Source organism: Polynucleobacter sp. 39-46-10 (assembly GCF_002282275.1).
On the sequence record NZ_NCJB01000016.1, the window covers coordinates 1 to 25,345 of the forward strand.

At 45.6% G+C, this 25,345-nt stretch carries 26 protein-coding genes and 1 tRNA gene; 17 read left to right on the forward strand and 10 right to left on the reverse strand.

Translation table 11 applies throughout. From position 1 onward, the window contains the following. Positions 1-120 precede the first annotated feature (120 nt). From lnt to B7X71_RS02745, 5 genes are read right to left on the reverse strand one after another with little or no spacing between them, the layout of a single operon-like run. Positions 121-1,644, reverse strand: coding sequence for an apolipoprotein N-acyltransferase (gene lnt, locus B7X71_RS02725; protein ID WP_293597417.1), 1,524 nt, complete (start codon positions 1,642-1,644; stop codon positions 121-123). A gap of 8 nt (positions 1,645-1,652) precedes the next feature. Next, complete coding sequence (locus B7X71_RS02730; protein ID WP_293597418.1) at positions 1,653-2,492, reverse strand: transporter associated domain-containing protein; 840 nt, start codon at positions 2,490-2,492, stop codon at positions 1,653-1,655. Between the two features lie 56 nt (positions 2,493-2,548). Continuing rightward, positions 2,549-3,025 carry an rRNA maturation RNase YbeY gene (gene ybeY, locus B7X71_RS02735; RefSeq protein WP_293597419.1) on the reverse strand — a complete coding sequence of 159 codons (477 nt, stop codon included), beginning with the start codon at positions 3,023-3,025 and terminating at the stop codon, positions 2,549-2,551. 1 nt (position 3,026) lies between these two features. Beyond that, complete coding sequence (miaB, locus tag B7X71_RS02740) at positions 3,027-4,385, reverse strand: tRNA (N6-isopentenyl adenosine(37)-C2)-methylthiotransferase MiaB (RefSeq protein WP_293597420.1); 1,359 nt, start codon at positions 4,383-4,385, stop codon at positions 3,027-3,029. A 57-nt stretch (positions 4,386-4,442) separates the two neighbouring features. After that, complete coding sequence (locus B7X71_RS02745; RefSeq protein ID WP_293597421.1) at positions 4,443-5,705, reverse strand: putative Na+/H+ antiporter; 1,263 nt, start codon at positions 5,703-5,705, stop codon at positions 4,443-4,445. An 81-nt stretch (positions 5,706-5,786) separates the two neighbouring features. Between B7X71_RS02745 and B7X71_RS02750 the strand changes: the two genes are divergently transcribed. Next, positions 5,787-6,197, forward strand: coding sequence for a rhodanese-like domain-containing protein (locus B7X71_RS02750; RefSeq protein WP_293597422.1), 411 nt, complete (start codon positions 5,787-5,789; stop codon positions 6,195-6,197). Positions 6,198-6,287: 90 nt separating this feature from the next. Continuing rightward, positions 6,288-8,189 carry a molecular chaperone HtpG gene (gene htpG, locus B7X71_RS02755; protein ID WP_293597423.1) on the forward strand — a complete coding sequence of 634 codons (1,902 nt, stop codon included), beginning with the start codon at positions 6,288-6,290 and terminating at the stop codon, positions 8,187-8,189. A gap of 103 nt (positions 8,190-8,292) precedes the next feature. Here the strand turns inward: htpG and B7X71_RS02760 are convergent, their stop codons facing one another. Continuing rightward, positions 8,293-8,580: a glycine zipper domain-containing protein gene (locus B7X71_RS02760; protein WP_215333930.1), complete on the reverse strand. Its 288-nt coding sequence runs from the start codon at positions 8,578-8,580 to the stop codon at positions 8,293-8,295. 47 nt (positions 8,581-8,627) lie between these two features. Next, the gene (locus B7X71_RS02765) at positions 8,628-8,990 is read right to left on the reverse strand and encodes a Rap1a/Tai family immunity protein (protein ID WP_293597424.1); all 363 of its coding nucleotides are present in this window, start codon (positions 8,988-8,990) and stop codon (positions 8,628-8,630) included. A gap of 137 nt (positions 8,991-9,127) precedes the next feature. Here B7X71_RS02765 and B7X71_RS02770 point away from each other — a divergent pair, with 137 nt between their 5' ends. The 3 genes from B7X71_RS02770 to B7X71_RS02780 are packed head-to-tail and all read left to right on the forward strand — an operon-like array spanning position 9,128 to position 11,840. Next, a complete protein-coding gene (locus B7X71_RS02770) occupies positions 9,128-10,330 on the forward strand; it encodes an ammonium transporter (RefSeq protein WP_293597425.1) in 1,203 nt (400 codons plus the stop codon). 35 nt (positions 10,331-10,365) lie between these two features. Further along, positions 10,366-10,890, forward strand: a complete 525-nt coding sequence (locus B7X71_RS02775; RefSeq protein WP_293597426.1) for a gamma carbonic anhydrase family protein — start codon at positions 10,366-10,368, stop codon at positions 10,888-10,890. A gap of 20 nt (positions 10,891-10,910) precedes the next feature. Next, positions 10,911-11,840, forward strand: coding sequence for an AEC family transporter (locus B7X71_RS02780; protein WP_293597427.1), 930 nt, complete (start codon positions 10,911-10,913; stop codon positions 11,838-11,840). Here the strand turns inward: B7X71_RS02780 and maiA are convergent. Next, positions 11,811-12,491, reverse strand: a complete 681-nt coding sequence (gene maiA / locus B7X71_RS02785; RefSeq protein WP_293597428.1) for a maleylacetoacetate isomerase — start codon at positions 12,489-12,491, stop codon at positions 11,811-11,813. The genes B7X71_RS02780 and maiA overlap by 30 nt on opposite strands. A gap of 81 nt (positions 12,492-12,572) precedes the next feature. Here maiA and B7X71_RS02790 point away from each other — a divergent pair, with 81 nt between their 5' ends. Next, positions 12,573-13,202, forward strand: coding sequence for a trimeric intracellular cation channel family protein (locus B7X71_RS02790; protein WP_293597429.1), 630 nt, complete (start codon positions 12,573-12,575; stop codon positions 13,200-13,202). On the opposite strand, the gene B7X71_RS02795 is transcribed toward B7X71_RS02790, so the two are convergent. After that, the gene (locus B7X71_RS02795; RefSeq protein WP_293597430.1) at positions 13,189-14,787 is read right to left on the reverse strand and encodes a gamma-glutamyltransferase family protein; all 1,599 of its coding nucleotides are present in this window, start codon (positions 14,785-14,787) and stop codon (positions 13,189-13,191) included. The genes B7X71_RS02790 and B7X71_RS02795 overlap by 14 nt on opposite strands. A gap of 237 nt (positions 14,788-15,024) precedes the next feature. Here B7X71_RS02795 and dctP point away from each other — a divergent pair, with 237 nt between their 5' ends. The 4 genes from dctP (at position 15,025) to B7X71_RS02815 (ending at position 19,817) form a co-directional block, all read left to right on the forward strand. Further along, complete coding sequence (gene dctP, locus B7X71_RS02800) at positions 15,025-16,125, forward strand: TRAP transporter substrate-binding protein DctP (RefSeq protein ID WP_293597431.1); 1,101 nt, start codon at positions 15,025-15,027, stop codon at positions 16,123-16,125. A 13-nt stretch (positions 16,126-16,138) separates the two neighbouring features. After that, a complete protein-coding gene (locus B7X71_RS02805; protein ID WP_293597432.1) occupies positions 16,139-16,663 on the forward strand; it encodes a TRAP transporter small permease subunit in 525 nt (174 codons plus the stop codon). Beyond that, the gene (locus B7X71_RS02810; protein ID WP_293597433.1) at positions 16,656-17,981 is read left to right on the forward strand and encodes a TRAP transporter large permease subunit; all 1,326 of its coding nucleotides are present in this window, start codon (positions 16,656-16,658) and stop codon (positions 17,979-17,981) included. Before B7X71_RS02805 ends, B7X71_RS02810 begins: the two co-directional genes overlap by 8 nt. A 174-nt stretch (positions 17,982-18,155) precedes the next feature. Then, positions 18,156-19,817 carry an MFS transporter gene (locus tag B7X71_RS02815; protein ID WP_293597434.1) on the forward strand — a complete coding sequence of 554 codons (1,662 nt, stop codon included), beginning with the start codon at positions 18,156-18,158 and terminating at the stop codon, positions 19,815-19,817. Positions 19,818-19,905: 88 nt separating this feature from the next. On the opposite strand, the gene B7X71_RS02820 is transcribed toward B7X71_RS02815, so the two are convergent. Beyond that, complete coding sequence (locus tag B7X71_RS02820; protein ID WP_293597435.1) at positions 19,906-20,517, reverse strand: MOSC domain-containing protein; 612 nt, start codon at positions 20,515-20,517, stop codon at positions 19,906-19,908. 49 nt (positions 20,518-20,566) lie between these two features. Between B7X71_RS02820 and B7X71_RS02825 the strand changes: the two genes are divergently transcribed. The 7 genes from B7X71_RS02825 (at position 20,567) to B7X71_RS02855 (ending at position 25,240) form a co-directional block, all read left to right on the forward strand. Continuing rightward, positions 20,567-20,974: a hypothetical protein gene (locus B7X71_RS02825; protein WP_293600174.1), complete on the forward strand. Its 408-nt coding sequence runs from the start codon at positions 20,567-20,569 to the stop codon at positions 20,972-20,974. Positions 20,975-21,028: 54 nt separating this feature from the next. Next, positions 21,029-21,105: transfer RNA gene (locus B7X71_RS02830), tRNA-Met, on the forward strand. A 228-nt stretch (positions 21,106-21,333) separates the two neighbouring features. Continuing rightward, positions 21,334-22,584 carry an integrase arm-type DNA-binding domain-containing protein gene (locus B7X71_RS02835; protein ID WP_293600175.1) on the forward strand — a complete coding sequence of 417 codons (1,251 nt, stop codon included), beginning with the start codon at positions 21,334-21,336 and terminating at the stop codon, positions 22,582-22,584. Beyond that, positions 22,584-23,420, forward strand: a complete 837-nt coding sequence (locus B7X71_RS02840; protein WP_293600176.1) for a hypothetical protein — start codon at positions 22,584-22,586, stop codon at positions 23,418-23,420. Before B7X71_RS02835 ends, B7X71_RS02840 begins: the two co-directional genes overlap by 1 nt. A gap of 131 nt (positions 23,421-23,551) precedes the next feature. Continuing rightward, a complete protein-coding gene (locus B7X71_RS02845; RefSeq protein ID WP_293600177.1) occupies positions 23,552-23,767 on the forward strand; it encodes a transcriptional regulator in 216 nt (71 codons plus the stop codon). Further along, entirely contained in the window at positions 23,767-24,198 is a 432-nt protein-coding gene (locus B7X71_RS02850) for a CHC2 zinc finger domain-containing protein (protein WP_293600178.1), read from the forward strand. Before B7X71_RS02845 ends, B7X71_RS02850 begins: the two co-directional genes overlap by 1 nt. Continuing rightward, positions 24,185-25,240 (forward strand): ATP-binding protein, encoded by a 1,056-nt coding sequence (locus B7X71_RS02855; RefSeq protein ID WP_293600179.1) that lies wholly within the window; start codon positions 24,185-24,187, stop codon positions 25,238-25,240. The genes B7X71_RS02850 and B7X71_RS02855 overlap by 14 nt, the downstream gene beginning before the upstream one ends. Positions 25,241-25,345 lie beyond the last annotated feature (105 nt).

Genomic DNA, 25,345 nt, shown 5'->3' on the forward strand with positions numbered 1-25,345 from the left:
GCAACCTTGTTGGTCCCAGTAATCTTGGAGTTTGAGAATGATTTGCTGAAAAGTAAGCATGATTTACCTGGCTAAGCCTTTGATTTTACATGGCTAAGCTAGTGAACCATGAAATAGCGATTAGATTCGTTTTTGGCGAATCAGGCCCAAGATAAGCAAGAGGCAAGAAAGGCTCAAAATAGGCACATTTCCCCAAAGTACGTAAGGAGTTGTGCCGGAGTAGGCTTGGATTTTGAGCTTGAGTATGCCCTGGGTAAATTCGCCTAACTGAGACAGTAGCTTGCCATCTGGCCCAAGCGCTGCGGTAATCCCTGTATTTGTGGCGCGTAGCGCTGGGAGACCAGTCTCCAAGGAGCGTAGCTGCGATAGACGTAATTGCTGCGCTGGTGCTTGAGAATCCCCAAACCAGGCCAGATTGGTCATATTGATCAACAAGTTAACGGGCTTATTGCTCTGATGAATGCGGGAGGCTAACTCCCCACCAAAGACATCCTCATAGCAAATCATGATGACTGCATGAATTGCATCTTTACCTGAGCGAACAATACTGAAGGGATCTTGATCTAGCTTGCCACGTTCAAAGTCACTCATGGGGACATGGAATGCATTCACAAACCAATGAAAGCCGGGAGGAATAAATTCACCAAAGGGCACCAAATGAGATTTGTCATATTGATAGCTTGGTACGTTGGGAGAGAGTCCAAGAGCGCGATTGGTGTATTTCACCCCAGTGGAGTTGCTTACCTCTCCAATCAAGCCGAGTAAGACATTGCTGGAGGTGTTGGTAGAGAACTGTTGAAGTGATCCTAATAAGCCAGCGGGAAGATTGCTTTGCGGCCAAGGATAAGCAGTCTCTGGAGTGATGATGAGGTCGGCTGACTGACTCTCAATAGCATTGGTATAAAAACTAAATTGTTCTTCAATGGCCTTGGGGTTGAACTTCAGGCTTTGCTCAAAATTACCTTGAATTAAACGAACACTGAGTGGTTCGCCAATCGGCTTTGTGAAGGTCCAAAGGCTCGCGAGTTGCGCAAGAGCGACGGTAGCAATGATAAAGGTGGCGCTAAAGAAGATATTTTTTTTTAACTGAGTAACTTCCCAAGAAATCCACACTGCTAAAAATGTGCAGGCCAGACCGCCGAAGAATGGCGCCACGGGTGCAAATGGGCCGTTGAATTGTGCTTCCGCAAATCCCATCCAAGGAAAGCCTGTAAATATCACGCCACGAAAATACTCAAAGCTGACCCAGCTTGCAGCAAGTAATAAACCAGTGATGCGTGAAGATTTAAAAAATACTAACGAGAGGCTGGCCGCCGAAAAATATATGGCCATGTAGGCAGATAATAAGAATACGGCTGCACCAGATAGGGCTGCATTCATGCCGCCTACATCATGCAAGCTAATGTAGATCCACCAGAGACCCAGAACAAAGTAGCCTAGACCAAAAGCCATTCCAGAAATAAATTGATTTTTAACAGATAGGCTTGCTTGTTCACTCATCCGCCACCAAATCAAACTCAAGATCGGGATTTGTATCCAGCCACCATACGGCAGCTCTGCTGCAGCAGCTAGTACGGCCCCTAGAAAAAATAGCGCCAATAAATTGACGCCATTACCTAGTCTAGTAGATTGCTGATCAATCAAGGTAATTCTCAGGAAGGATTCTTCGGGAGTTGGCGTGCGAGCAGAATGTGAATCTGTCTTGGATCAGCGCGCTGAACCTCAAACTCGACTCCGTCGATCTCGATCAATTCGCCCATTTTGGGTACTCGACCTAGATGATGAATGACTAGGCCGGCAATAGTTTCAATGTCTTCATCATGAAATTGAGTACCTAAGGCCTCATTAAATTGCTCTAATTCAGTAATACCTTTAACGCGAATATCTCCGTTGTCTAATGAGATGAGGTTATCTGCTTCCTCGTCAATATCGTGCTCATCCTCAATGTCACCAACGATTTGCTCAAGCACATCTTCAATCGTAATGACACCTGCAACGCCACTGTATTCATCTACAACAATTGCCAAATGATTACGGTTGTCTTTGAAGTCACGTAGCAACACACTTAGGCGTTTAGATTCAGGAATAAATACGGCGGGGCGGAGCCAATCGCGAACCTGAAAATCTTTTTCGGTAGAGTGACGCAATAAATCTTTTGCCAGTAAGGTGCCGATGACATTGTCGCGGCCACCTTCAAATACTGGGAAGCGTGAGTGGGCGGCAGTAATGACGCTCTTGATAATTTCCGATAAAGGCTGGTTGATATCAATCCAGTCAATCTGCGCTCTGGGGATCAAAATATCGCGAGCACACAATTGGCCTACCTGGAACACACCCTCAATCATAGAGAGGGCATCTGCGTCAATTAAGCCTTCGGCCTGAGCTTCTCTTAGGGCATCAATCAGTTCCTGACGACGTTCTGCTAAGCTAGTTGGCTGCGGCGTTAAAAAATCGGCCAAGCGCTCTAAAAGGGATTTATTGGGGTCAGGCATATACCAAGAATATCGTAGAAATAAGTAAATTCGATGAAGATGGCGTTAAAACCGCCTCAATTGGGTGTGTAGGGGTTAGCAAAGCCCAGGGATTTTAGAAAGATGATTTCCTTGTTTTCCATTTTTTTTGCTTCGACATTGTTTTCATGATCCAGGCCTTGAGCATGTAAGCAACCATGAATAATCAGATGCGCTAGATGAGCCTTCATGGCCTTACTTTGGTCTGATGCCTCTTTTTGAATCACAGGGAGACAAAAAATAATATCGGCAGCCAATGTCTTTTTGCTCAGCTCATATGGAAAGGTGAGGACGTTAGTTGCATAGTCTTTGTTGCGAAAGGCAAAATTCAGTTTTTTGCCTTCAGCTGCATTCACAAAGCGCAAGGTAATGAGGCCATTCAATGGAACTGCTGCTTTCACCCATTTTTTAATTGCCACCAGAGATGCCGTTGCAAGCACTTTCTCTTCGATAGCAGCGCTAGCAAATTGAATATCAATCTCGAGTTTAGAGGGGGATGCTTCCTTCGTCGTCATCTTAGTGAGTGTGGGATAGGGTGAGATCGCCAATCAGTTCGCCTCGGAGGGTGTAGTTGAGTACTTCAGTAATGCGGATATCTACCATTTGGCCGATGAGTGATTCGATATCGTCATTTGGTGCAGTGAAGTGAATCACGCGATTATTAGCGGCCCGACCCTGCAAGTTCACGCCATCTTTCGCCAAACCTTCAACGAGTACTCGCTCAGTATTGCCCAGCATATTTTTGCTAATTTGATTTGCTTGTGACTCAACTAGGGCGAGTAATGTTTGTAGTCGCTTGAGTTTGACCTCATAAGGAGTGTCATCACTCAAATTGGCAGCGGGTGTCCCGGGTCGCGCACTGAAGATAAAGCAAAAGCTATTATCAAAATTCAGTTCTTCAACCATCTTAAGTAGTTTTGCAAAGTCTTCATCGGTCTCGCCAGGAAAACCCACAATAAAGTCACTAGAGAGGGTTAGGTCGGGCCTCACAGCGCGCATCTTACGAATAATGCTTTTGTATTCTAGTGCGGTGTAGCCACGTTTCATTGCAGATAAAACGGAATCCGATGCATGTTGTACTGGTAGATGCAAATGGCTTACGAGCTTCGGAACTTTGGCGTAGATATCAATCAAGCGCTGTGTAAATTCTTTTGGGTGGCTAGTTGTAAAACGAATCCTCTCAACACCCGGAATTTCGGCAATGTATTCAATCAGTAATGCAAAGTCTGCAATCTCTTCATTGCCACCCATCTTGCCAAGATAGGCGTTCACATTCTGACCGAGCAAGACAATTTCTTTTACGCCTTGGGCTGCAAGACCAGCCACTTCAGTCAATACGTCGTCAAAGGGGCGCGATATTTCCTCGCCGCGAGTGTAAGGAACCACGCAGTAGCTGCAATACTTTGAGCAGCCTTCCATGATGGACACATAAGCTGAGCCACGGGTTTGACGAGAGGCTGGAAGGTGGTCAAACTTTTCTATTTCTGGAAAAGAGATGTCTACCTGAGATCTTCCAGTTTGGCGACGTTGCGCAATGAGGTCTGAGAGGCGATGTAAAGTTTGCGGGCCAAACACCACATCGACATATGGCGCCCTACTAATAATTTGCTGACCTTCTTGGCTGGCAACGCAACCGCCCACACCAATTAATAAATTAGGCTTGGTTTTCTTGAGCTCGCGTAGGCGGCCTAAATCGGAAAATACTTTGTCTTCTGCTTTTTCACGAATCGAGCAGGTGTTTAGTAGAACGACATCTGCATCTTCTGGCGTGTCAGTCATGACCATGCCTTCATCGGCATGTAGGAGGTCGGCCATCTTGCCCGAGTCGTACTCGTTCATTTGACAGCCAAAGGTTTTGATATAGAGCTTTTTCATATGCCGTTCTCAGGTTTATAGCTGGGGGCGAAGCTCAGATTTTACTGGATAAGGCGTTTAGAGCAGACGTAGGGCCAGAATCGCAACAATAGTTGGTGGAATGGCGGCTACAAACAGTAAACCCGCGGAAACTGCTGCATTTGGGAAGTAACTGCGCAAAATAGCCAGTCCAGCAGGATTGGGGGCGTTTGCAATCACGGTTAAGCCACCACCTGCTACTGCACCACCAACTAAAGCCAGCTTGAACTCTGGTGAGGTGCCCTGTACCAATGATCCTAAATAGGTGAGCGCCGCATTATCGGTAATCGCAGTTAATGCCAGACTGCCATAGAACACTGCGGTGGGACTCATAGTTTCGAGGATCGGCTGCAGCCACCAACCTTGCAGTGCGCCCAAGACAACTAGTCCGCCTAAGAAGAATCCTACCAGCAAAGCTTCACGCAAGATGAGCGGGCTTTGATGTTTTGGATAAGCAGTGGTGTAACCAATAAAAAAGAGTAGCAGCCACATGAAGATGACTGGGTCATGTGCGAAGCTCACAATGCCTAGCAAAAATAAAAGGTGAATTGCTGTAATGGTAAGTGGAATGCGAACTTGATCAGATTTTCTAGTAGGCTCAACAAGTTGCTTATGAAAGAGTAGGGTTACAACCCCAGCGTTAATGAAAATGGCAATCATTGCTTCAAAGCCAAAGTTCGAAAACATGAAAGCGGTACTCCAGCCCCAGGTAGATGCCACCATAAGCACTGGTGGTGCGGCGAAATTAGTTAGCGTGCCACCGATTGAAATGTTAACGAACAGCACACCTAATGTGCCAAACAAAAGTGGGGTAGAGCATTTATGGCGATAGACTAGGTCGCGCAATAAAAAAGCTGCCAGCGTCATTGCGGCGGGCTCAGTAATCAGTGATCCTAGCAATGGCGTGATACTAAGGGTCAAGAAATACAGTGTTGGCGCTTGCTTGGTGCGCAAGACAAATTGAATGGCTTTGCCGAGCTTATAAAGAAGCTGAGTTGCAAAATTCAGAATGGGTTTACTACCAGCGACAACCATGATGGCAAAAACAAATAAGGGCTCCGTGAAGTTCCGCTTATTGGCGTACTCTTTTGCTGTGGCTAGATCATTTGCAAGCCACATAAAAATAATCAGCACAGCCGCCCAAAAACCAAAGACGATTTCAACCTCACCGAGGAGATGCCATAAACCAGCATGTCTTGGGGATTTTTTAGCTAGGGCTTCAAAATACGAAGTGCAAAAGGTATGTAGCACTGCGATGGCAAATATAACGCTAGCACCAAGCTCAGTAGGGGTAAAGTTCATAGCTACATATTATCAGGGCAACATCAATAAACTGCTCTTAATAGCAAGTAAATAAAAGTATTAGCAATTAGGGAGATTTTGGTGAAATTAAAATTAGGCTATCAAGAATTAATTGCCAATGCGATGGCACAAATTGAGACCGTTCCATTGGAGCAAGCCCAGCAATTCCTGAGTGATGAAAGCACCGTTTTTGTGGATATTCGGGATGTGAGGGAGTTGGAGCGCGATGGCCTTATTCCAGGTGCAATTCATGCTCCTCGTGGCATGCTGGAATTTTGGGTCGACCCGGATAGCCCTTATTACAAGCCAGTTTTTGGTGAGGGGAAGCGTTTGTTGCTCTATTGCGCATCTGCGTGGCGCTCTGCCCTTACAACAGAAACCCTGCAAAAAATGGGGGTTCCTGGGGTTTGCCATCTTGAGGGAGGCTTTAGCGCGTGGAAAAAGGCGGAATTGCCTGTAGCGGAGAAGCATTCAAAGCCCCATCCAGGCTAAATTTGGCGTTTCCAAGATCTTGAAATAACTTTAATAGCCCCCATTTACTGAGGGTGATGTTCATTGATTAAGAGGGAAGAGAGAATACGCATGACTGTAGCTAGTAAAGAAACATTAGGCTTTCAAGCCGAGGTAAAGCAACTTTTACAACTGATGATTCACTCCTTGTATTCCAATAAGGAAATCTTTCTCCGTGAGCTGATCTCGAACGCATCCGATGCTTCAGACAAACTCCGTTTTGAGGGGATCGAGCATCCCGATTGGTATGGCGATGATCCTGATCTGAAGATCAAGGTCAGTTTTGATAAAGTCGCTAGAACCGTCACGATTTCGGATAACGGTATTGGCATGAGTCGGGATGAAGTAATTTCTAATTTGGGAACTATTGCTCGCTCTGGCACGAAAGAATTTTTCTCTAAGCTTTCTGGCGATCAACAAAAAGATGCCGCTTTAATTGGTCAGTTTGGTGTTGGCTTTTACTCAGCCTTTATTGTGGCCGACCGTATTACTGTGGAGACGCGTCGAGCAGGCTTGCCAGCGTCCGATGGAGTTCGCTGGGAGTCTGATGGCTCAGGCGAATTTACAGTAGAAAGTATTGATCGCCCACAGCGTGGGACTTCGATCACGATGCAGTTGCGTGAGGGTGAGGATGATTTCCTCTCCACCCATAAGTTGAAATCGATTATTCGTAAATATTCCGATCACATCTCTTTGCCGATTCAGATGAATAAGGAAGAGTGGGACGCAGATAAAAAAGAGCAAGTGATTAAGGACGAGCTCGAAAGTATTAATCAGTCCAGCGCATTATGGGCTCGCTCTAAATCCGAAATTACTGAAGAGCAGTACCACGAGTTTTATAAACACCTGTCACATGATTATGAAAATCCCTTGTGCTATTCCCTGAATAAGGTCGAAGGTCGTAGTGAATTTACGCAGTTGCTGTATGTACCCTCACGTGCACCATTTGATTTGTGGGATCGTAATAAGCGTGGCGGTATTAAGTTGTATGTGAAGCGGGTATTTATCATGGATGATGCCGAGCAATTAATGCCGATGTACCTGCGTTTTGTCACTGGGGTGATTGATTCAACAGATCTGCCTTTAAACGTTTCCCGTGAAATCCTGCAGGAATCACGCGATGTGAAAATTATTCGAGAAAGCTCCACTAAGCGTGTATTAAGCATGTTGGAGGATTTGGCTAATGGTGATGACGATACCAAGAAAGAAAAGTACCGCACCTTCTGGACTCAGTTTGGACAAGTGCTTAAAGAGGGTGTTGGTGAAGATCAGCCTAATCAAGAGCGCATCTTAAAGCTCTTGCGTTTTGCAAGTACACATGCGGATTCTGCTGATCAAACTGTTTCCTTAGCTGAATACATTTCACGCATGAAGGAAGGTCAAGACAAGATTTATTACGTCACTGGCGACACATTTAATGCTGCTAAAAATAGTCCGCATTTAGAAATCTTCCGTAAGAAAGGCGTTGAAGTTTTATTGCTGTCCGATCGTGTGGACGAGTGGATGCTTTCTTTCTTCGCTGAGTTTGATGGCAAGCACATGACCTCAGTAGCAAAGGGCGGTCTTGATCTTGGCAACTTAAGTGACGAGAAAGAAAAGAAAGAGCATGAAGAAACTGAAAAGAATTTCAAGGGCTTGCTCGATCGCATGAAAGCAGCGCTGGAAGACAAGGTGAAGGATGTGCGTGTGACCTTCCGCTTGACTGACTCTCCAGCGTGCTTGGTCTCTGATGAGAATGAACTTTCTGGAAATTTATTGCGCATGCTCAAGGCGGCAGGCCAGCAAGCGCCAGATACCAAGCCTATTCTGGAAATCAACCCCGATCATCCTTTGCTCCTCAAGCTGAAGTCAGACGATCAGTATTTTGATGAGTGGACTCAGGTCTTATTTGATCAAGCACTCTTGGCTGAGGGCGGTCAATTGAATGATCCAGCTGCTTATGTAAAGCGTATTAATCAGCTGCTCCTCTCTTAAATTGCTGAAGCTTTAAAAGAAAAACCCAACTTGCATGACGCAGGTCGGGTTTTTTGTTTTACTGCAATTAGAACTCAATCTAGCTTGTAAAGCCACCTAAGAATTACTGAGGAGCTTTAGCTGGCTGATTATTTTTTCCAGCGTTGTAGCCAGAGTTGTACTCAGAAGCCTGCTCTTTTTTGTAGGCATCGTATACGTAACCAGAGGCTGCACCAACTGCTGCGCCACCAACTGCTCCCCAAATTGGGTTGCCGTGGAAAATGGCGGTGCCAACTGCACCAGCAGCTGCGCCGATACCAGCGCCAGATAAAGTGCGTTGTTCTGTATTGCTCATGTTAGAGCAACCTGCAATTGCTAGGGTTGCAGCAGTAATAGCGATAATTTTTTTCATATCAACTGTTCCTTATGTCTTTAGATTGATTGGCTAATTAGCTTGGATTATTTTCTGGCGCAAGGAAAGCGTGCTGCCAAGAAGCCCAAGAAAACACCTGCCGCCGGTTTGTCAGCAGTTTGTTGATTGGTTTGACCAAATTTTACAAATTCACCAATCACTTCGTCACGTGAAGGTGCTGGTTGCTTTACGCAAATATATGGCCTAGCGCGTTGTGGATGACGTGTTGCCAAATAAGTGTCGTAAATCGCGGTTGTATAGCCAACGCAAAAGCTACGGGACTCTGGGCTTGCAGGCAATTTGCAGACATTGACGAGCTCTTGAGTGCTCAATACCTGAACTTTTTCTTGGGCCTGGGCTAAGCCAGAAAATGCGCCTAAAGCGGCCAATAGAACTAAAATTTTTTTCATGGGTTCTCCCTTCGGTGTATGTAAATTTGATAATAAACTATATTGAGGGCATTAAATTGCACTAAATGAGTGCATTAATGCTGACGAACCACCACTAAATTCCCCATAATGATGCAAAAAATATGGGGGTTATTTCAGTGGAAACTTTGAAATCAGGCAGTGATGCCTTGTTTATTTTGCTCGGCGCCATCATGGTTTTAGCGATGCACGCGGGGTTTGCATTTCTTGAGCTTGGCACGGTTCGTAAAAAGAACCAAGTCAATGCCTTGGTCAAAATCTTAGTCGACTTTGCAGTGTCGACTATTGCCTACTTCTTTATTGGTTACAGCATTGCCTACGGCGTCGACTTTTTCTCTGGCGCTGAGCTATTGGCCGAGAAAAATGGCTATGAACTGGTCAAATTCTTTTTCTTGCTGACCTTTGCTGCTGCTATTCCTGCCATTATTTCGGGTGGTATTGCAGAGCGCGCGAAGTTCAACCCTCAATTGATTGCCACCTTTATCTTGGTTGGCTTCATTTACCCTTTCTTTGAAGGCATCGCCTGGAATCAGCATTACGGCATCCAAGCATGGATCAAGTCACTTACTGGCGAAGAGTTCCATGACTTTGCGGGTTCAATTGTTGTCCATGCGGTGGGTGGTTGGATTGCGCTACCAGCAGTCATCCTGTTGGGCGCGCGTCGTGGTCGTTACACCAAGGATGGCAACGTTGCGGCACATCCTCCTTCAAGCATTCCGTTCTTAGCATTGGGCGCTTGGATTTTGGCGGTAGGTTGGTTTGGATTTAACGTCATGAGTGCGCAGACTATCGATAAGGTCAGTGGCTTAGTTGCCATGAATTCTTTGATGGCGATGGTTGGCGGGACTTTGGCTGCATGGGTTATTGGTCGCAACGACCCCGGTTTTACTTATAACGGTCCTTTGGCTGGCTTGGTGGCAGTTTGCGCTGGCTCAGATTTGATGCACCCGATGGGCGCATTGGTTGTTGGCTTAATTGCTGGCGCTCTTTTTGTGTACATGTTTACCTTGGTGCAAAACCGTTGGAAGATTGACGATGTGTTGGGTGTATGGCCACTGCATGGTCTCTGCGGTTTATGGGGTGGATTGGCTGCTGGCATCTTTGGGGCAAAAGCGCTAGGCGGTATTGGTGGAGTCACTTTCTTGGGCCAGCTGATTGGCAGTGGCTTAGGAGTGGCGATTGCCTTAATTAGTGGTTTTGTGGTCTACGGATTGCTCAAGGCAGTTTTAGGCATCCGGATGTCACAAGAGGAAGAGTTTGAAGGTGCGGATTTGAGTATTCACCGGATTTCTTCCACGCCTGATCGTGAGCCTAATTGGTAGGCTTCCTTAAATATAGCCATTACCTATAATGAGTCATGGCTATATTTGAACTAGATGGAAACGCTCCCCACTTAGCTGAGGGAGCCTGGGTCGCCGAGAGCGCAGAGGTGATCGGTCGCGTTGAGCTTCATTCAAACGCGAGCGTGTGGCCCAAGGTGGTTATCCGTGGCGATAACGATCTCATTCAAATTGGCGAGGGCAGCAATGTGCAAGATGCTTCTATTTTGCATACTGACTCTGGCTACCCCCTCATCATTGGTAAGCAAGTTACTGTTGGGCATCAAGTAATGCTTCATGGCTGTCAAATTGGCGACGGTAGTTTGATTGGCATCGGTGCCGTTATTTTGAATGGTGCCAAGATTGGTAAGAACTGCTTAGTGGGTGCTGGCGCCTTAGTTACTGAGGGTAAAGAATTTCCTGATGGCTCAATGATTTTGGGTTCACCTGCCAAGGCAGTGAAAACGCTAACACCAGAGCAGATTGCGGGTATAGAAGATATTGCAGGGCGTTATATCAAAAATGCGCAGCGATACCAGAAGACTCTGAAGAAAATTGCTTGATCTAAAAAAGCACATTTAAATTGTTCTACGTTTTCAATGTTGTCTTTCCAGTATTTGCGCTGATTCTCATAGGCTACATTTGCGGCAGAACTGGTAAGTTAGGAGAAAGCGCATCGATTGAATTAAATCGCTTTGTCGTTTGGCTTGCCTTACCTGCGCAACTATTTAATTTCGCATCAAACAGTAGTTGGCAAACACTTTGGCAGCCGGGCTTTATTACCGCTTTCTTTCTGAGTTGCTTGCTAGTATTTATGTTGGTGTTGCTAGTCAGCTGGGTTCGTAAGCGAGATTTAGCGGCCGCTAGTTTTTCAGGTTTGAGTGCGTCTTACTCCAACACGGGGTACATGGGCATTCCGCTCTGTGTTTTGGCACTTGGTCAAGATGGTTTGGCGCCAGCAATTATTGCGACCTTCATTGTTTTTGTGATGTTTGCTGTAGCAACAGTTCTCATTGAGGTCGGCATACAGTCCCATAAAAAATCCCATGAAATTGTTTGGAGTGTATTGAAGTCTCTGTGCACTAATCCATTATTAATTGCACCGGTTGCCGGTTTGGTGTGGTCATCTACAGACTTGATTTTGTACGACCCATTAGCGCAAGTGATTTCTTTCTTGGCTGCGGCAGCCACGCCTTGCGCACTAGTCTCTATTGGCCTGTTTTTGATGCAAAAAGAAAAGTCGGCCCCTCAACAGGCATGGGGTATCAGTGTTGCCAAGCTGATTATTCAGCCCCTAGTTGCCTGGTTAATCGCTGGCCCAATCTTAGATTTGCCTACCTTATGGGTGAATGCCGTTGTGATTCTGGCTGCCCTTCCTACGGGTACAGGCCCATTTATGTTGGCTCAGTATTACAACGCAGACGGCAGAATTATTTCTCGAGTGGTGCTTTTAACTACAGTAGGATCTTTACTAACACTGTCTTTATTCTTGTGGTGGAGTAAGGGGGTTTGATCCCTCAGCATCCATTTGATTTTCCCAAGAGGCGTCAATAAATGCTGGTACCGTCATACACTGATGAAAGATCCTCATCAGCGCTGGATAGGCTTTCATATCCATCTTTGCACTAAGTGCATTAAAGATTTGCGGCACTAAGCAGATGTCAATCAAACCAGGGTGATCACCAAAAGCAAAGCGACCCACCCTCGGATCTGTACTTAATTGTTTTTCCAGGCTGGTTAAGCCTAAAGAGATCCAGTGTTGATTCCAGCCATCTTTTGCCTCCATGCTTAAGCCTAATTGCCTAATCAAGTAGCGCAAAACCCTTACGTTACCTAGGGGGTGTATATCGATCGCAATGTCCATGGCGACTGCACGCACCCATGCTCGATCGATTGCGGTTTTCGGTAGCAGGGCTGGAGCTGCTTGAATCTCCTCGAGATATTCGATGATGGCAAGGGACTGATGAATCGTATGAGTACCATCGGTGTAAAGGGGGACTAAACGATTGGGATTCTTGCTTGTATATTCTGGCGTGCGTTGTCCACCGCCATCTTTGAGAAGGTGTACTGGAATCACTTCATAATCCATACCTTTTAAGTTCAGGGCAATACGCACCCGAAAAGCTGCCGAGCTACGCCAAAAGCTATAAAGCTGAGTTTTCATGAAGAACTCCTTAAGAACATGACCCTCAGTATATGCAGGGCTTCATTGATTGTGTTGTCTCGGTGATTTAGACTAAGCGTTATGGATCAAATTAATTTCTGGATTGGTATCATTGCCACGATTGCTTTTGCGGTAACGGGTGTTCTAGCTATTGCAGATCGAGGTGTGGATCTTTTTGGCGTCATGGTATTGGGTGTGATTACCGCCATTGGCGGCGGAACACTGAGGGACATCATTTTGGATGTGCCTGCTTTTTGGTCGATTGCTCAGATTTATATTTGGGTGGCATTGGGCGCATGCATAGTTACTTTTGTAGCCGAATCTTTTTTTACGCAACCTCAGATTTACCGCTGGATGCTGTATATCGACGGTCTTGGCGCTGCTTTATTTGGCATTCAGGGGGCGGATAAAGCTTGGAACTTGGGTTTTGGGTTGCCAGTTGCGCCCGTGATTCTGGGTGTTGTTACTGCGATTGGTGGTGGCTTATTACGTGACATCTTGGCCGGCAGAAAGACTTTATTGATGTCACATGAACTGTATGCAATCCCTGTTACCTTGGGTTGCTGTATTTACATCTTGATTCTGAATTTCTTCCCCGAGTTCACGCTTGAGGGCTCAGTGATTTGTATGCTCGCTATTTTTGGACTACGCGCAGCTGCCATTTACTGGGATCTGCGCGTACCCAAATTATTTATTACTAAAACGCGCTAACAGCGCCATCGCTGCGGGGATCCCAGCCGCCATGGAGCGTGCCGGATGGATCTCGAATAATGCAGCCCGCATGGCCAACAGTTTCATCAAAGGCATCGAGCATTTCAATCTCGTGTCCTAGTGCGTGTAGCTCTTTAGCAACCCATGGACTAAAGCGCGACTCTAATTTAAGGCTGTCGCTGGTTTGACCCCAGGTCCTGCCCAGCAACCAACGTGGGCGGCTAATCGCATCTTGCGGATCTAGTCCATATGTCGCTGTGCGGGTAAAGACGGCGCACTGCGTTTGGGGTTGGCCATCGCCACCCATCGTGCCGTACACCATGGACCTGCCATCCTTAAACAAAGCCATAGCTGGGTTTAATGTGTGGAACGGTTTGCGATAGGGTTCAAGGTGATTCAGTGTTTTTGGATCCAGCGAGAAGCTGCAGCCGCGGTTCTGCCAGTTCACGCCAGATTTGGGTAGCACGATGCCGGCACCAAACTCGTGATAAATACTTTGAATAAAGGAAACGCAATTTCCGTCTCCATCAATCACGCCCATCCAAATGGTATCTGCAGGCCCTTTACCTTGACCCCAAGGCAAAGCTTTTTCGGGGTCAATATTTTTCGTCAGCTTCTTGAGGAAGGCGGGGGATAAGAAAGACTGCGCATTTTTTGTCATGTATGCAGGATCAGTAACAAATTGATCGCGTACCTTGAAAGCTTGTTTAGTAGCTTCAACACAGTGATGCACATACTCGGCGCTATCGACTTTAAAGCGCTTGAGATTGAGTTGATCCAATATACCGATGATCATCAAAGACACGACACCTTGGGTTGGTGGTGTCATGTTGTAGACATTACCCATGCTGTGTTTGAGTTCAAGTGGGTCAATGAGTTTGGCTTGATGGCGATGAAGATCCGACAACCTGAGAGGGCTGCCGATATCTGTGAGCTCCTTGGCAAGTAATTCAGCTAAATCACCACGGTAGTAATCTTCTGTGCCTTTACGAGAGATTTGACGCAAGGTTTTCGCAAGACGCTCTTGCTTGAAGATGCTGCCGACTTCAGGGGCTTTGCCATCAACTAGGAATGTCTCTGCAAATCCAGGAATCGGACTTAACTCCACTCGCTTTTTTTCAGTCAAGCTTGATTGGCTAAAGGTTACCGGGACTCCAGCTTCAGCATAGTGAATGGCATCTGCTAGTAGGCGGGAGAGGGGAAGCTTGCCACGGAGGCCCTGTTGTGAAAGCTTTTGCGCAGCACCCCAGCCGGAAATGGTGCCAGCAACCGTATTGGCTGCAATGGCACCCCGAAAAGGAATGGCTTTGGTGATTCCGCGCTCCGCGTACCACTGCTTGGTCGCTAAACCAGCCGCTGCACCGCAAGCATCAATTCCGCCCATGGCTTTACCGGGGGAGTGCACAACCCAGAAAGAGTCACCGCCAATAGAGTTCATGTGGGGGTAGACAACTGCGATCGTTGCGGCTGCAGCGATCATTGCCTCAAGTGCATTGCCGCCTTCGCGAAGAACTGCTAAGGCAGACTCAGACGCTAGCGAGTGTGGCGCTACCGCCATTCCTCGAATACCCCATTTTTGTTGCATGGCTATTAGTCCCTATTTTGGTTTTTACTAAGTACAACAAATTTTAGTAATTCATTTTTTCACGCTTTTGAATTTAATTGTTTTCTTGCCCCAAAAGAATGCGTGTGCACCAGATAGGTGATTTTATGCCCATAAGTCAGTATTTCTACTAACGAGTGAGTCTAAGTTTGAATAAATTGGTATCGAGGAGCGAGGCTGCATGTGCTTCCTAAATGAGATCAATTAAAGGAGAGCTTAATGACTACAAATCGTCGGAAATTTTTGAGTACGGGTATTGGAGCTGGTGTTGCAGGACTTGCTTTAGGAGCCCCAGCAATTGTTCAAGCCCAGTCATCACAAACATTTAACTGGAAGATGACCAGCGCCTATCCCAAGGGATCGCCTTTTTACATGGACGGACCGGGAAGTGCAACTGATTTAGCGAAGCGTATTGGCGAAATGTCCAACGGCCGTCTCAAGATTCAAGTGTTTGGGGCTGGTGAACTCATCCCAGCATTTGAAGGTTTTGATGCGGTCCGTTCTGGCACAGTTGAGATGAACCATGCGAATAGTTATTTTTGGACTGGCAAAACTTTTGCCGCTCAGTATTTCACTGCAGTGCCCTTTGGCCTTAATTACCAAGGTATGAATGGATGGTTTTACGATGGTGGCGGAATTGATTTATGGAATGAGGTTTATGCCCCGTTTGGTATGGTGGCGATGCCTTGCGGCAATACTGGCGTGCAAATGACTGGTTGGTTTAAAAAGAAAATTAATAGTGTTGCGGACCTCAAGGGTTTGAAGATGCGCATCCCTGGACTTGCTGGTAAGGTCTACGCGAAATTGGGTGTCGATGTCAAAGTATTGCCAGGTGGTGAGATTTTCCCGGCACTTGAGCGCGGCGTCATCGATGCGGCTGAATTCGTTGGCCCATATCAAGATCGTCGACTTGGGTTGCAAAAAGCGGCTAAGTTTTACTACACCACTGGTTGGCATGAGCCTGCAACTGCCTCAGAGCTACTAATCAATAAAGCAGCATGGGAGAAGTTGCCTAAGGACCTTCAGGCAGTTGTCCAAAATGCAGCTGCGGCCTGCAATGTTATTAGTGAGGCCTGGTGTCAGCGAGCTAATGCAGAGGCGATGCAAGATCTAGTGAAAAATCAAGGCGTCACTGCCTTACCTTTGCCTGATTCAGTAATTGCTGCAATGCGTGCTGAAACAACCAAGATCTTGGATGAATCTAGTGCAGCCGATCCAATGGTGAAAAAAGTGCACGATTCTTATTTTGCGTTTAAGAAAAAGTATGACGCTTGGGCGGTTTATAGCGAAGCGGCTTATCACAGCAAAGTGCGTGGATAAATAGGGGACGGTCGTGTTAAATCAGTTTTCAAAAACAGCAGCACAAATTGAAGGCTTGATAGACCAGGTTGGCAAGGTTGCCTCATGGGCAACCTTGGCCATCGTTGGCCTCATCTCCGTCAATGTATTTTTAAGATATACCTTTAGCTTTGGATCGGTATGGGCTCAAGAATTAGAGTGGCATTTATTGGCCGTAATGATTCTATTAGGGATGAGTTTTGCTCTGCAACGTGGAGATAACGTCAGAGTCGATGTTTTTTATGCGCAGTTTTCCCCGCAGAAAAAAATGATTGTGGATTTTATTTCAGCACTCCTTACGATCATTGTCTCTCTGATTTTTATCAAGCTATCCATCAGTTATGTTGGGCAATCGCTTTCAATTGGGGAGGGATCACCTGATCCCGGCGGAATTCCGGCACGATGGGCTATTAAATCTCTAATACCAATTGGGTTTTGTTTTGTCGCGCTCCAAGGCACTGCTGAGTTGCTGAGATTGATATTGGCCCACAAAAACTTAAAGGCGAACAATCATGTTTGAACCGCAAGTAATGGCTGTTCTGATGCTGATTGGTTTTTTTGCCATGCTGATGGCTGGAATCCCTGTCGCCATCACTCTCGCCACAGTCGGATTTGTATTTGGGTATCTGGGTTTTGGAAGTTCTCTATTTAGCTTGCTGCCAGCGCGAATTTTTGGAATTGTTGGTGGGTATCAATGGTTAGCAATTCCCTTGTTTATCTTCATGGGAATTGCGCTCGAGAAGTCTCGTTTGGCAGATGATCTATTGGATGTGATGGGGCATATCGCTGGCGGTCTTAAAGGCGGTATGGCTATTGGCATCATTCTCTTTGGCGCATTGATGGGTGCCACGACCGGCATTGTTGGAGCAACGGTCATCACTTTGGGCCTGTTGACTCTGCCAACCCTAATTCGTCGCGGATACGATAAGAGTATTGCTTGTGGGGCTATTTGCGCTTCAGGCACACTTGGTCAAATTATTCCACCCAGCTTAATTTTGATTTTGCTGTCAGACATCATGCAGCTTTCAGTGGGAACTTTATTTGCGGCCGCGGTCATTCCTGGTCTACTGCTCACTACGGTTTACATCATTTATATTTTGATATTGGGCTGGGTTAAGCCGGATCTAATGCCGCCGATACCTCTGGAAGAGCGTAGCAAAGTTTCTGGAAAAGAATTATGGAAGCGATTTTGGAAGGTAGTGGTCCCTCCGATCATGTTGGTAGTTGCGGTATTGGGTTCTATCGTCGGAGGTATTGCTGCGCCAACTGAAGCAGCAGGCATGGGCGCAGTCGGCTCAGTCCTAGTAACGATTTTTTCTGGTCGCTTTTCCTGGGCTAAGCTCAAAGAAGTTGCTATTGATACAACTAAGATCAGCGCGCTAATGATGTTTATTCTGATTTGCGCTCAAGTCTTTGCGCTGTCATTCCGTGGTTTGCATGGTGAAGATTTGATCACTGGGATGTTTGAGTACTTGCCGGGTGGATTAAATAGCGACATTTGGTTCATGCTATTTTTGATCTTCATTCTTGGCTTCTTCATCGAGTGGATTGAAATCAGTTACATAGCTGTTCCTTTATTTCTACCGGTTTTACTCTCGCAGGGTGCCGATCCAGTGTGGATTGCTATGATGATTACTGTTTGTTTGCAGTCATCATTCTTAACGCCACCATTTGGTTGGGCGCTCTTCTATCTGAAGGGGGTGGCCCCTCCTGAAGTTGGGATTAAGGATATCTATAAGGGTGTAGTTCCGTTCATCGTGATGCAAGGCGTTGCTTTGTTCCTAGTATTTTATTTCCCGTCTTTATCCTTGTGGCTGCCTAAGGCAATTGGGTGGTAAGTACTCTGTAGGGATGACTTATTTGGGGGAAAACGTGGTTTTCCCCCATTCTTTAAGTGAAAACCCCGATCTAATTTGATGGGGAATTACCCTAACTAGTGGATTTCTTTGATTTTTTTCAAAGCATAATCGACCCGTTGTTTTTTATTTAATAAAAATAGTTAGGAGCTACTGATGTCAACATCAACTAAAGCAGCCCCAATGACCGCTGAAGAACGCAAAGTTATTTTTGCCTCCTCTTTAGGTACGGTTTTTGAGTGGTACGACTTTTATCTTTACGGTTCATTGGCCGCCGTTATCGCCAAGCAGTTCTTCTCAGGCTTAGATGCAGGCTCTGCCTTCATTTTTGCTTTGCTGGCGTTTGCTGCCGGTTTTATCGTTCGCCCATTCGGCGCTCTGGTATTCGGTCGCTTAGGCGATTTGATTGGTCGTAAGTACACCTTCTTGGTGACGATCCTTATCATGGGTGGTGCTACGTTTGTCGTTGGTATTCTGCCTAACTACGCCACTATCGGTGTTGCTGCTCCAGTTATCTTGATCGCATTGCGTATGCTTCAAGGTTTAGCTTTGGGTGGTGAGTACGGTGGTGCTGCAACTTACGTTGCTGAGCACGCTCCTCACGGACGTCGTGGTGCATACACAGCTTGGATTCAGACAACAGCTACTCTTGGCTTGTTCTTGTCTTTGTTAGTGATTTTGTTCACACGTGAACTCACTGGTCCAAACTTCGATGTTTGGGGCTGGCGTGTTCCATTCATCGTTTCTATCGCTTTGTTGGCTGTTTCCGTTTACATCCGTTTATCGATGAACGAATCCCCAGCTTTCAAGAAGATGAAAGATGAAGGCAAATTGTCTAAAGCTCCTTTGACAGAGTCATTCGGTCAATGGAAGAACTTGAAGATTGTTATCTTGGCATTGTTTGGTCTGGTTGCAGGTCAAGCGGTGGTTTGGTATACAGGTCAGTTCTACGCTTTGTTCTATCTCACACAAGTGTTGAAGGTAGATGCTAAAACTGCGAACTTGTTGATTGCTGCTTCATTGGTAATCGGCACACCATTCTTCGTTGTGTTCGGTAGCTTGTCAGACAAGATTGGCCGTAAGGTCATCATCATGGGTGGCTTGTTATTGGCTGTTATTACCTACATTCCAAATACACCAGTTTCCGTATTTAATGCCATGACTCACTTTGCTAACCCAGCGTTAGAAAAAGCGATGGCATCAGCACCAGCAACAATTACTGCTGATGTAAATGAATGTACATTCCAGTTCAACCCAACAGGTACAGCTAAGTTCACCAGTTCTTGCGATATCGCAAAACAAGTGATGGCTTCTAACTCTGCTAGCTATAGTACTATTGCTGGCCCAGCTGGAAGCACCGCTGTTGTGAAGATTGGCGATACAGAAATCACTGGTTACTCTGCAAAAGACCCAGATGCAAAAGCGAAAGATGCTGAGTTCAAGAAAGCAATCGGAGAGGCATTGAAAACTGCTGGCTATCCAACAAAAGCAGATCCAGCTGCAATCAACTACGTAGCTATATTGCTCTTGTTGGTGTACTTGGTGATATTGGTAACCATGGTTTATGGCCCAATCGCAGCGATGTTAGTTGAGATGTTCCCAACTCGCATTCGTTACACATCTATGTCCTTGCCATACCACATTGGTAACGGTTGGTTCGGTGGCTTGTTGCCAACGATTTCCTTCGCCTTGGTAGCGCAAAACGGTAACATTTACTATGGTCTCTGGTACCCAATCATCATCGCTGCGATGACATTGGTAATCGGTACACTGTTTATTAAAGAAACTAAAGACGTAGATATCTACGCAAAAGACTAAGTACTTTAGTCTGTATCAAATCAAAACCCGACCACTTTGTGGTCGGGTTTTTTTATTGCTGAAGTTAATGCAGCAGTTGATTTCTAAGTTAATCCCAAAGATTTTTTTGATTGCCCCGATTAAAGAGGGCTAGATTCTGATCGGCAATAGATGTCAGTCTTTGACCTGGCAGCACTGTGATCTCAGTACCCGCTGCGAGAGCGCCAGTTTGATTCACCCGTAGATACCACCCACTAAAGCCAGATTGCAGCATGGCTTTGCTCGCACCTTTGTAGCCCATTTTGGCATTGAACTTAAAGCAGGGTTCACGTAGTTTGACTACGGTAAATTGAAGTTCACCCATCTGCATTTGGTCTCCAACAAATACCTCAGTCTCAAGCAAACCTTCGATAGTGAAGTTTTCACCGAAAGTGCCCAGAGGGAGATCAATTGATTTTTTGGTCTCACGAGAAAGTAATTCGTTCCAGAAAGCGTAGTGCTCAACTGGGTATACATAAATCGCTTTTTCTACTCCGCCGTGTACCGATAGATCTGCCTGCTCATCACCGGCTACACCAAGTCGAGTGATTTCAACGGGAGCGGGGGAAGCGAGATTGCTGATGGATTGTTTTTGGATGGCTGAGGCTACTCTTGAATAGTTTGGGTGATGAGACCCAAAGAGTGGCATTACTTTGCCAGAAGAAATAGAGAGAAGTCGCATGAGTGCAGATGACTGATAAGATGAAATGATCAAACTAAGAAAGTAAATAATGCATCTTTATAGATTATTGGTGGTAGCAATTTTTTGCGTGTTGACCAGTCAAACCGTATTTGCCAAGTGGGATGAAGAGCGTGACGTCACTACCAATGGCAAAGATGAGTTGGTTTATTACTCCAAGACCAGCGAGCAGGGGCAAAAGTTGGTTTTAGATAAGTATGTCAAACGCCTGATTTTTATTCAGCCCGATCGCCTTTATAGGCGCACCATTCGCCTCATCAAGGTCGATGGACAGCCTATCGAGGTGATGAGCGATCCTTTTTCCCGCTTTCCTGAGCAGACGGCTATCATTTTTGAAAATAAGGATGAGGTCCTGAAAAAGCTCTTTCTAGCCAAGAAAATTGAGGTTTTTGTACGCTATAACCGTGATGAGGCGGTGAGCGTCTTTCAGATTAAGTAGCCTAAGTTCTTTGGTTTAGACATAAGGCGTCTGATCATTTACAATTACGAGTTCGGCGAATTAGCTCAGCTGGTTAGAGCGACGGAATCATAATCCGCAGGTCCGGGGTTCAAATCCCTGATTCGCCACCAAACAATGTTTTTTGAACTACTAAGATCTACCAAAAACCCCTGATACTGTATAGGTCTCAGGGGTTTTTTGTTAGTAGTGGGCAATGTCGGGAAATGTGTGTATATTCATAAAACTGTGTGTAAAAGAGTGTGTAAAAACCCGCAAACCACCCTTTTTGAGAAATTTACACACAGGTAGCCCTAAAACGACCGCAGGGCGCGGGTAATCACTCTAGGAGTGCTTTACCTATGAAACTGACTGACGCCAAGCTAAAGGCTCTTAAACCTTCCGAGAAGGCATCAACCCTTACAGACGGGGGTGGGCTAACTTTGTATTGCCTGCCAAACGGGACAAAGACATGGCGTTACCGCTATCGCTATCACGGCAAACCCCAAACTATGACTTTTGGGCAATATCCAAATGTGGGTCTCAAAGATGCTCGCGCTAAGCATGCTGAAGCTATCGCAGTGCTTGCGACTGGGAGTAATCCTATGGGCGAGCGCAAAAAGGACAAGCTGCTTAAATCTTTGGCAGTTGCCAACAGCTTCCAAGCATTGGCTGAAAGGTGGTTTGAGAATTGGGGTCACGGTAAGGATGAAAAGACAATTTCAGCAGCTCGTGGGCGATTAGATAATTACATCATTCCCCAGTTGGGGTTGCGCCCAATCCTTGAGCTTAAAACCCAAGATTTTGTTGCTATGGCTACGAAAATTGAGTCAAGCGGTAAAGAGAAGGATAAAAGCGGTAATTTGATACCCATTACGCATACTGCCGAAAGGTGTTTGCGTTACTGCGGGCAAATGTTTGATTTTGCGATTGCTCATGGCATGGCTGAACATAATCCAGCTAGGAGCATTAAGCCTTCAAAATTTCTTAAAACCAAGAAGCTCACAAACCACGCTCGAGTTGAAGCGGCTGAGCTACCCGCATTACTCAAGGCAATTGATGGGTATGACAGTAAGCCGACGCGCTTTGCTACTCAATTAATGTCCCTAGTATTTGTTCGCACCAGTGAGCTTATTGGGGCTAAATGGGGTGAGATTGATTTTGACAATAAGCTATGGCGAATCCCCGCAGAGCGAATGAAGAAAAAAGACCCGCACATCATCCCCATGTCGGATCAAGTGGTGGCAATTCTTAAGGAGCTGAAAAAAATCTCGGGTAATCGTGAACACATATTTCCATCCACCGTTCGCCCCAATGACGATCACATGAGCAATGCCACGATTCTTAGGGCATTAGATAGGCTGGGTTATAAAAATAAAATGACTGGGCATGGCTTTAGGGGGGTTGCTTCAACGATCCTGCATGAGTTGGGCTACAACCATATTCACATAGAGACCCAGCTAGCCCATTTGACTGGCAATGGGATTTCTCGAAGATACGATTCTTCTGAGTACATTCCCGAGAGAACTCGAATGATGCAGGACTGGGCAAATTACTTGGATGCAATTAGAAAAGATGGCAAGGTGGTTGGATTTAAGAAGGCTGCAGCCTAATGGATAAGGTTAAATTTCCTGATTGGACGCCGCCCGACCTGATTTCTTTGTACCAACAAGTAAAGGAAGATGATGGTGACGAAGATTTTCTCGATTGCATTTATCGCCTTGGGACTGACGAGTCCATGCAAAAAATTTGGGCTTGGCTGCTTGAGAATCAAAAAAACGATATTGCCCGTGATGAAGGCGAGTTGGCGAAAGACCCGCTAGTGGTCTCTATTTGCGCTGGAGTTGGATGGGGAATTAGCTTGGCAAAGAATGCTGAGATTGAGAACCCAATTCCGCTGAACGAGTCCAATAAGAAGTTGGCAGCAATTATGAAGAAAACCCAGTCCCTGATTGATGATATTGAAGGCAATCACCAAGCGGATAAAACAAGCAAAGGCTTGATTGGAAGACTGATAGAGCGAAGGCTCAAGCTTCGATTGGATCAGCTTGGATTCAATGGCAGTCTCTTTTCGGTCATCGGATGGAAAAAGAAGCTTGCCGACTCCTTTGAAGATCGTCAGCGATCATTGGCGGATAAAAAATTACTAACGCTGAGTGTCGAAGATAGAGCGGTATTTCTTGCTCAAAATGGAATTAACTTGGAGCTGGTAGATGCCCTAAAGTTTCTTTGCTTGGAGTTAAACAACAAGATTAAGCGGGCTGGGAAGATGTCTAAGTCAGCTCGTGTTTATATGTTGCCATACCTGAATCGAGTATTTGAGATTCATTTTGATAAAGTACCAAAAGAGAAGTTTTGTGAGTTGGTATCAGTGGTTGAGTACGACAAAGACAAGGGTTTTAATCCATTGAGTTGGGCTGATATTCAGCCGTATTTATCAAAGAAATAAGGCTTAGTTTTTGACAAGAAAGAAACCGCTAAATTTGGCGGTTTTCTTCTTTGTAGTTCATCAAGCAATTCCGTAAAGTTCGATCAACGCCTGCAGTTATGGGGCATTCAAAGTTAATCGAAGGGAATAGTATGAAACAAGCTAACGAAGTACGGTTGCCAATAGATGGCATGAGCCGCTGGTCTCAAATCAAACCATTCTCACCATTTAGCCGTGAGACCTTCCGAAAGATGGTTTTGGCTGGTCAAGCGCCACAGCCGATCCGCATGGGTATTCGTTGCACCTTTTGGAAAAACTCCGAGTTACATGAGTTCTTTCAAAACCCACTTGCTTATCGGGTGAAGTAATGACTGTTGAGACATTGCTTTCTCACTTAGATAAGGTGAAGCGAACTGGTAATGGTCGTTGGGTGGCATGTTGTCCTGCCCATGAAGACCGAAGCCCATCTCTATCAATCAAAGAGTGTGACGACGGTACGGTGCTTATCCATTGCTTTGGCGGGTGCGATGCCAATTCGGTGCTGAATGCGGTAGGGATGAGTTTTGAAGATCTATACCCCACCAAAGAAGGTTTTGAGCGCAAATCAGAAAGACGCCCTTTTCCAGCAGCAGATGTCCTTAAGGCAATTAGTTTTGAAGTCTTAGTTGTTGCCAATTCAGCGATAAAGATACGCAATGGAGAAGGATTAACTCAGGCGGATGACGATAGGTTAATTCTTGCTGTAGATCGCATTCAAAGCGGTATTAATGCGGCGGGGCTAGCTAATGAGCGACGTTAAAAAAGGTCAAGACTGGCTAGATGCACACACAAATAAAGTCGATCCCTACAAAAGGCTGATGGAAATGAAGGTCACGGAAGAGATTATGGAAAAGATCAATGATGCGAAATTTGCTTGGCTAGATTTAATCGTTGAAGGGCATATGTCTGTTATTTGTGCAAAAGCGAATGGTGGAAAAACAACTTTGATGGTTCATGCGGCAGGCGAAATGGCTGCGGCTGGGTACAAGGTCATTTATATCAATGCGGATGCTTCGGCATCAGATATTAAGCACTATGCCCACCATGCCAAAGAGTTTCGGTATGAACTTATTAATCCTGACTTGACTGGCGGCACGCCTGAGCAAATAGTAGAAATTTTTAAAGATTGGACTAGATCGGATAGTGATTTTTCATCTACGGTACTTATTCTCGATACGCTAAAGAAATTCACAGACATGATGAGTAAAAATCATGGGAAAGGCTTTTATTCAATATTGAGATCACTTACAGCCAAAGGAATGACGGTTATCTGTTTGGCGCATACAAATAAGTATGACGGTCAGGATGGAAAGCCAGTTTTCGAAGGCGTGGGAGATCTGCGAAACGATTTTGATGAATTGGTCTACCTAGTACCAGTCAAAAACGATGACGGAACAATTACTATTTCAACACTCATAGATAAGAGCAGGGCAGCTCTTAAGGATCAGAGCTTTTTGATTAGCAAAGACCGAGAAGTTTCTTTACTACCAAATCACGTCGACACCTTATCGCTTGCTCAATACCAAAAGAGCTTGGTAGAAGATGCGGATGTAATCGGGTTTATTTTGGAAAAGATTAAGCCTATTTCTCGATCGGTTACCGAGTTGCATGCAATATCCCAAGAAGAAAGTACTGGCTATAGCCGTAAGCGTCTAGAAGGAGTTCTTAAAAGATACTGCTCGGGAAATTGTCATGATCCAAAGTGGTTGGCAATGGCTGCACCCACTTACGGTATTAAGTACGGAAATATCAACCCCGACTATGCCGCAAAGCTAAAAAGCGAGTGGGGGCTAAAAGTATGAAAGTTATCAAAGTTCGAAACCAGCTATTTGCATATTTTGATAGTCGGCTGCCCCCAAAGCCAATAGATACTTGAAGTTTGAGAACTTTCACAACATTTACTACTT

Excerpts from the sequence above, each read along its gene's own strand:
- B7X71_RS02730 (WP_293597418.1), bottom strand. The coding sequence starts at position 2,492 with ATGCCTGACCCCAATAAATCCCTTTTAGAGCGCTTGGCCGATTTTTTA.
- ybeY (WP_293597419.1), bottom strand. The coding sequence starts at position 3,025 with ATGACGACGAAGGAAGCATCCCCCTCTAAACTCGAGATTGATATTCAA.
- miaB (WP_293597420.1), bottom strand. The coding sequence starts at position 4,385 with ATGAAAAAGCTCTATATCAAAACCTTTGGCTGTCAAATGAACGAGTAC.
- B7X71_RS02745 (WP_293597421.1), bottom strand. The coding sequence starts at position 5,705 with ATGAACTTTACCCCTACTGAGCTTGGTGCTAGCGTTATATTTGCCATC.
- htpG (WP_293597423.1), top strand. The coding sequence starts at position 6,288 with ATGACTGTAGCTAGTAAAGAAACATTAGGCTTTCAAGCCGAGGTAAAG.
- B7X71_RS02760 (WP_215333930.1), bottom strand. The coding sequence starts at position 8,580 with ATGAAAAAAATTATCGCTATTACTGCTGCAACCCTAGCAATTGCAGGT.
- B7X71_RS02765 (WP_293597424.1), bottom strand. The coding sequence starts at position 8,990 with ATGAAAAAAATTTTAGTTCTATTGGCCGCTTTAGGCGCATTTTCTGGC.
- B7X71_RS02775 (WP_293597426.1), top strand. The coding sequence starts at position 10,366 with ATGGCTATATTTGAACTAGATGGAAACGCTCCCCACTTAGCTGAGGGA.
- maiA (WP_293597428.1), bottom strand. The coding sequence starts at position 12,491 with ATGAAAACTCAGCTTTATAGCTTTTGGCGTAGCTCGGCAGCTTTTCGG.
- B7X71_RS02790 (WP_293597429.1), top strand. The coding sequence starts at position 12,573 with ATGGATCAAATTAATTTCTGGATTGGTATCATTGCCACGATTGCTTTT.
- B7X71_RS02795 (WP_293597430.1), bottom strand. The coding sequence starts at position 14,787 with ATGCAACAAAAATGGGGTATTCGAGGAATGGCGGTAGCGCCACACTCG.
- dctP (WP_293597431.1), top strand. The coding sequence starts at position 15,025 with ATGACTACAAATCGTCGGAAATTTTTGAGTACGGGTATTGGAGCTGGT.
- B7X71_RS02810 (WP_293597433.1), top strand. The coding sequence starts at position 16,656 with ATGTTTGAACCGCAAGTAATGGCTGTTCTGATGCTGATTGGTTTTTTT.
- B7X71_RS02815 (WP_293597434.1), top strand. The coding sequence starts at position 18,156 with ATGTCAACATCAACTAAAGCAGCCCCAATGACCGCTGAAGAACGCAAA.
- B7X71_RS02820 (WP_293597435.1), bottom strand. The coding sequence starts at position 20,517 with ATGCGACTTCTCTCTATTTCTTCTGGCAAAGTAATGCCACTCTTTGGG.
- B7X71_RS02825 (WP_293600174.1), top strand. The coding sequence starts at position 20,567 with ATGCATCTTTATAGATTATTGGTGGTAGCAATTTTTTGCGTGTTGACC.
- B7X71_RS02835 (WP_293600175.1), top strand. The coding sequence starts at position 21,334 with ATGAAACTGACTGACGCCAAGCTAAAGGCTCTTAAACCTTCCGAGAAG.
- B7X71_RS02840 (WP_293600176.1), top strand. The coding sequence starts at position 22,584 with ATGGATAAGGTTAAATTTCCTGATTGGACGCCGCCCGACCTGATTTCT.
- B7X71_RS02845 (WP_293600177.1), top strand. The coding sequence starts at position 23,552 with ATGAAACAAGCTAACGAAGTACGGTTGCCAATAGATGGCATGAGCCGC.
- B7X71_RS02850 (WP_293600178.1), top strand. The coding sequence starts at position 23,767 with ATGACTGTTGAGACATTGCTTTCTCACTTAGATAAGGTGAAGCGAACT.
- B7X71_RS02855 (WP_293600179.1), top strand. The coding sequence starts at position 24,185 with ATGAGCGACGTTAAAAAAGGTCAAGACTGGCTAGATGCACACACAAAT.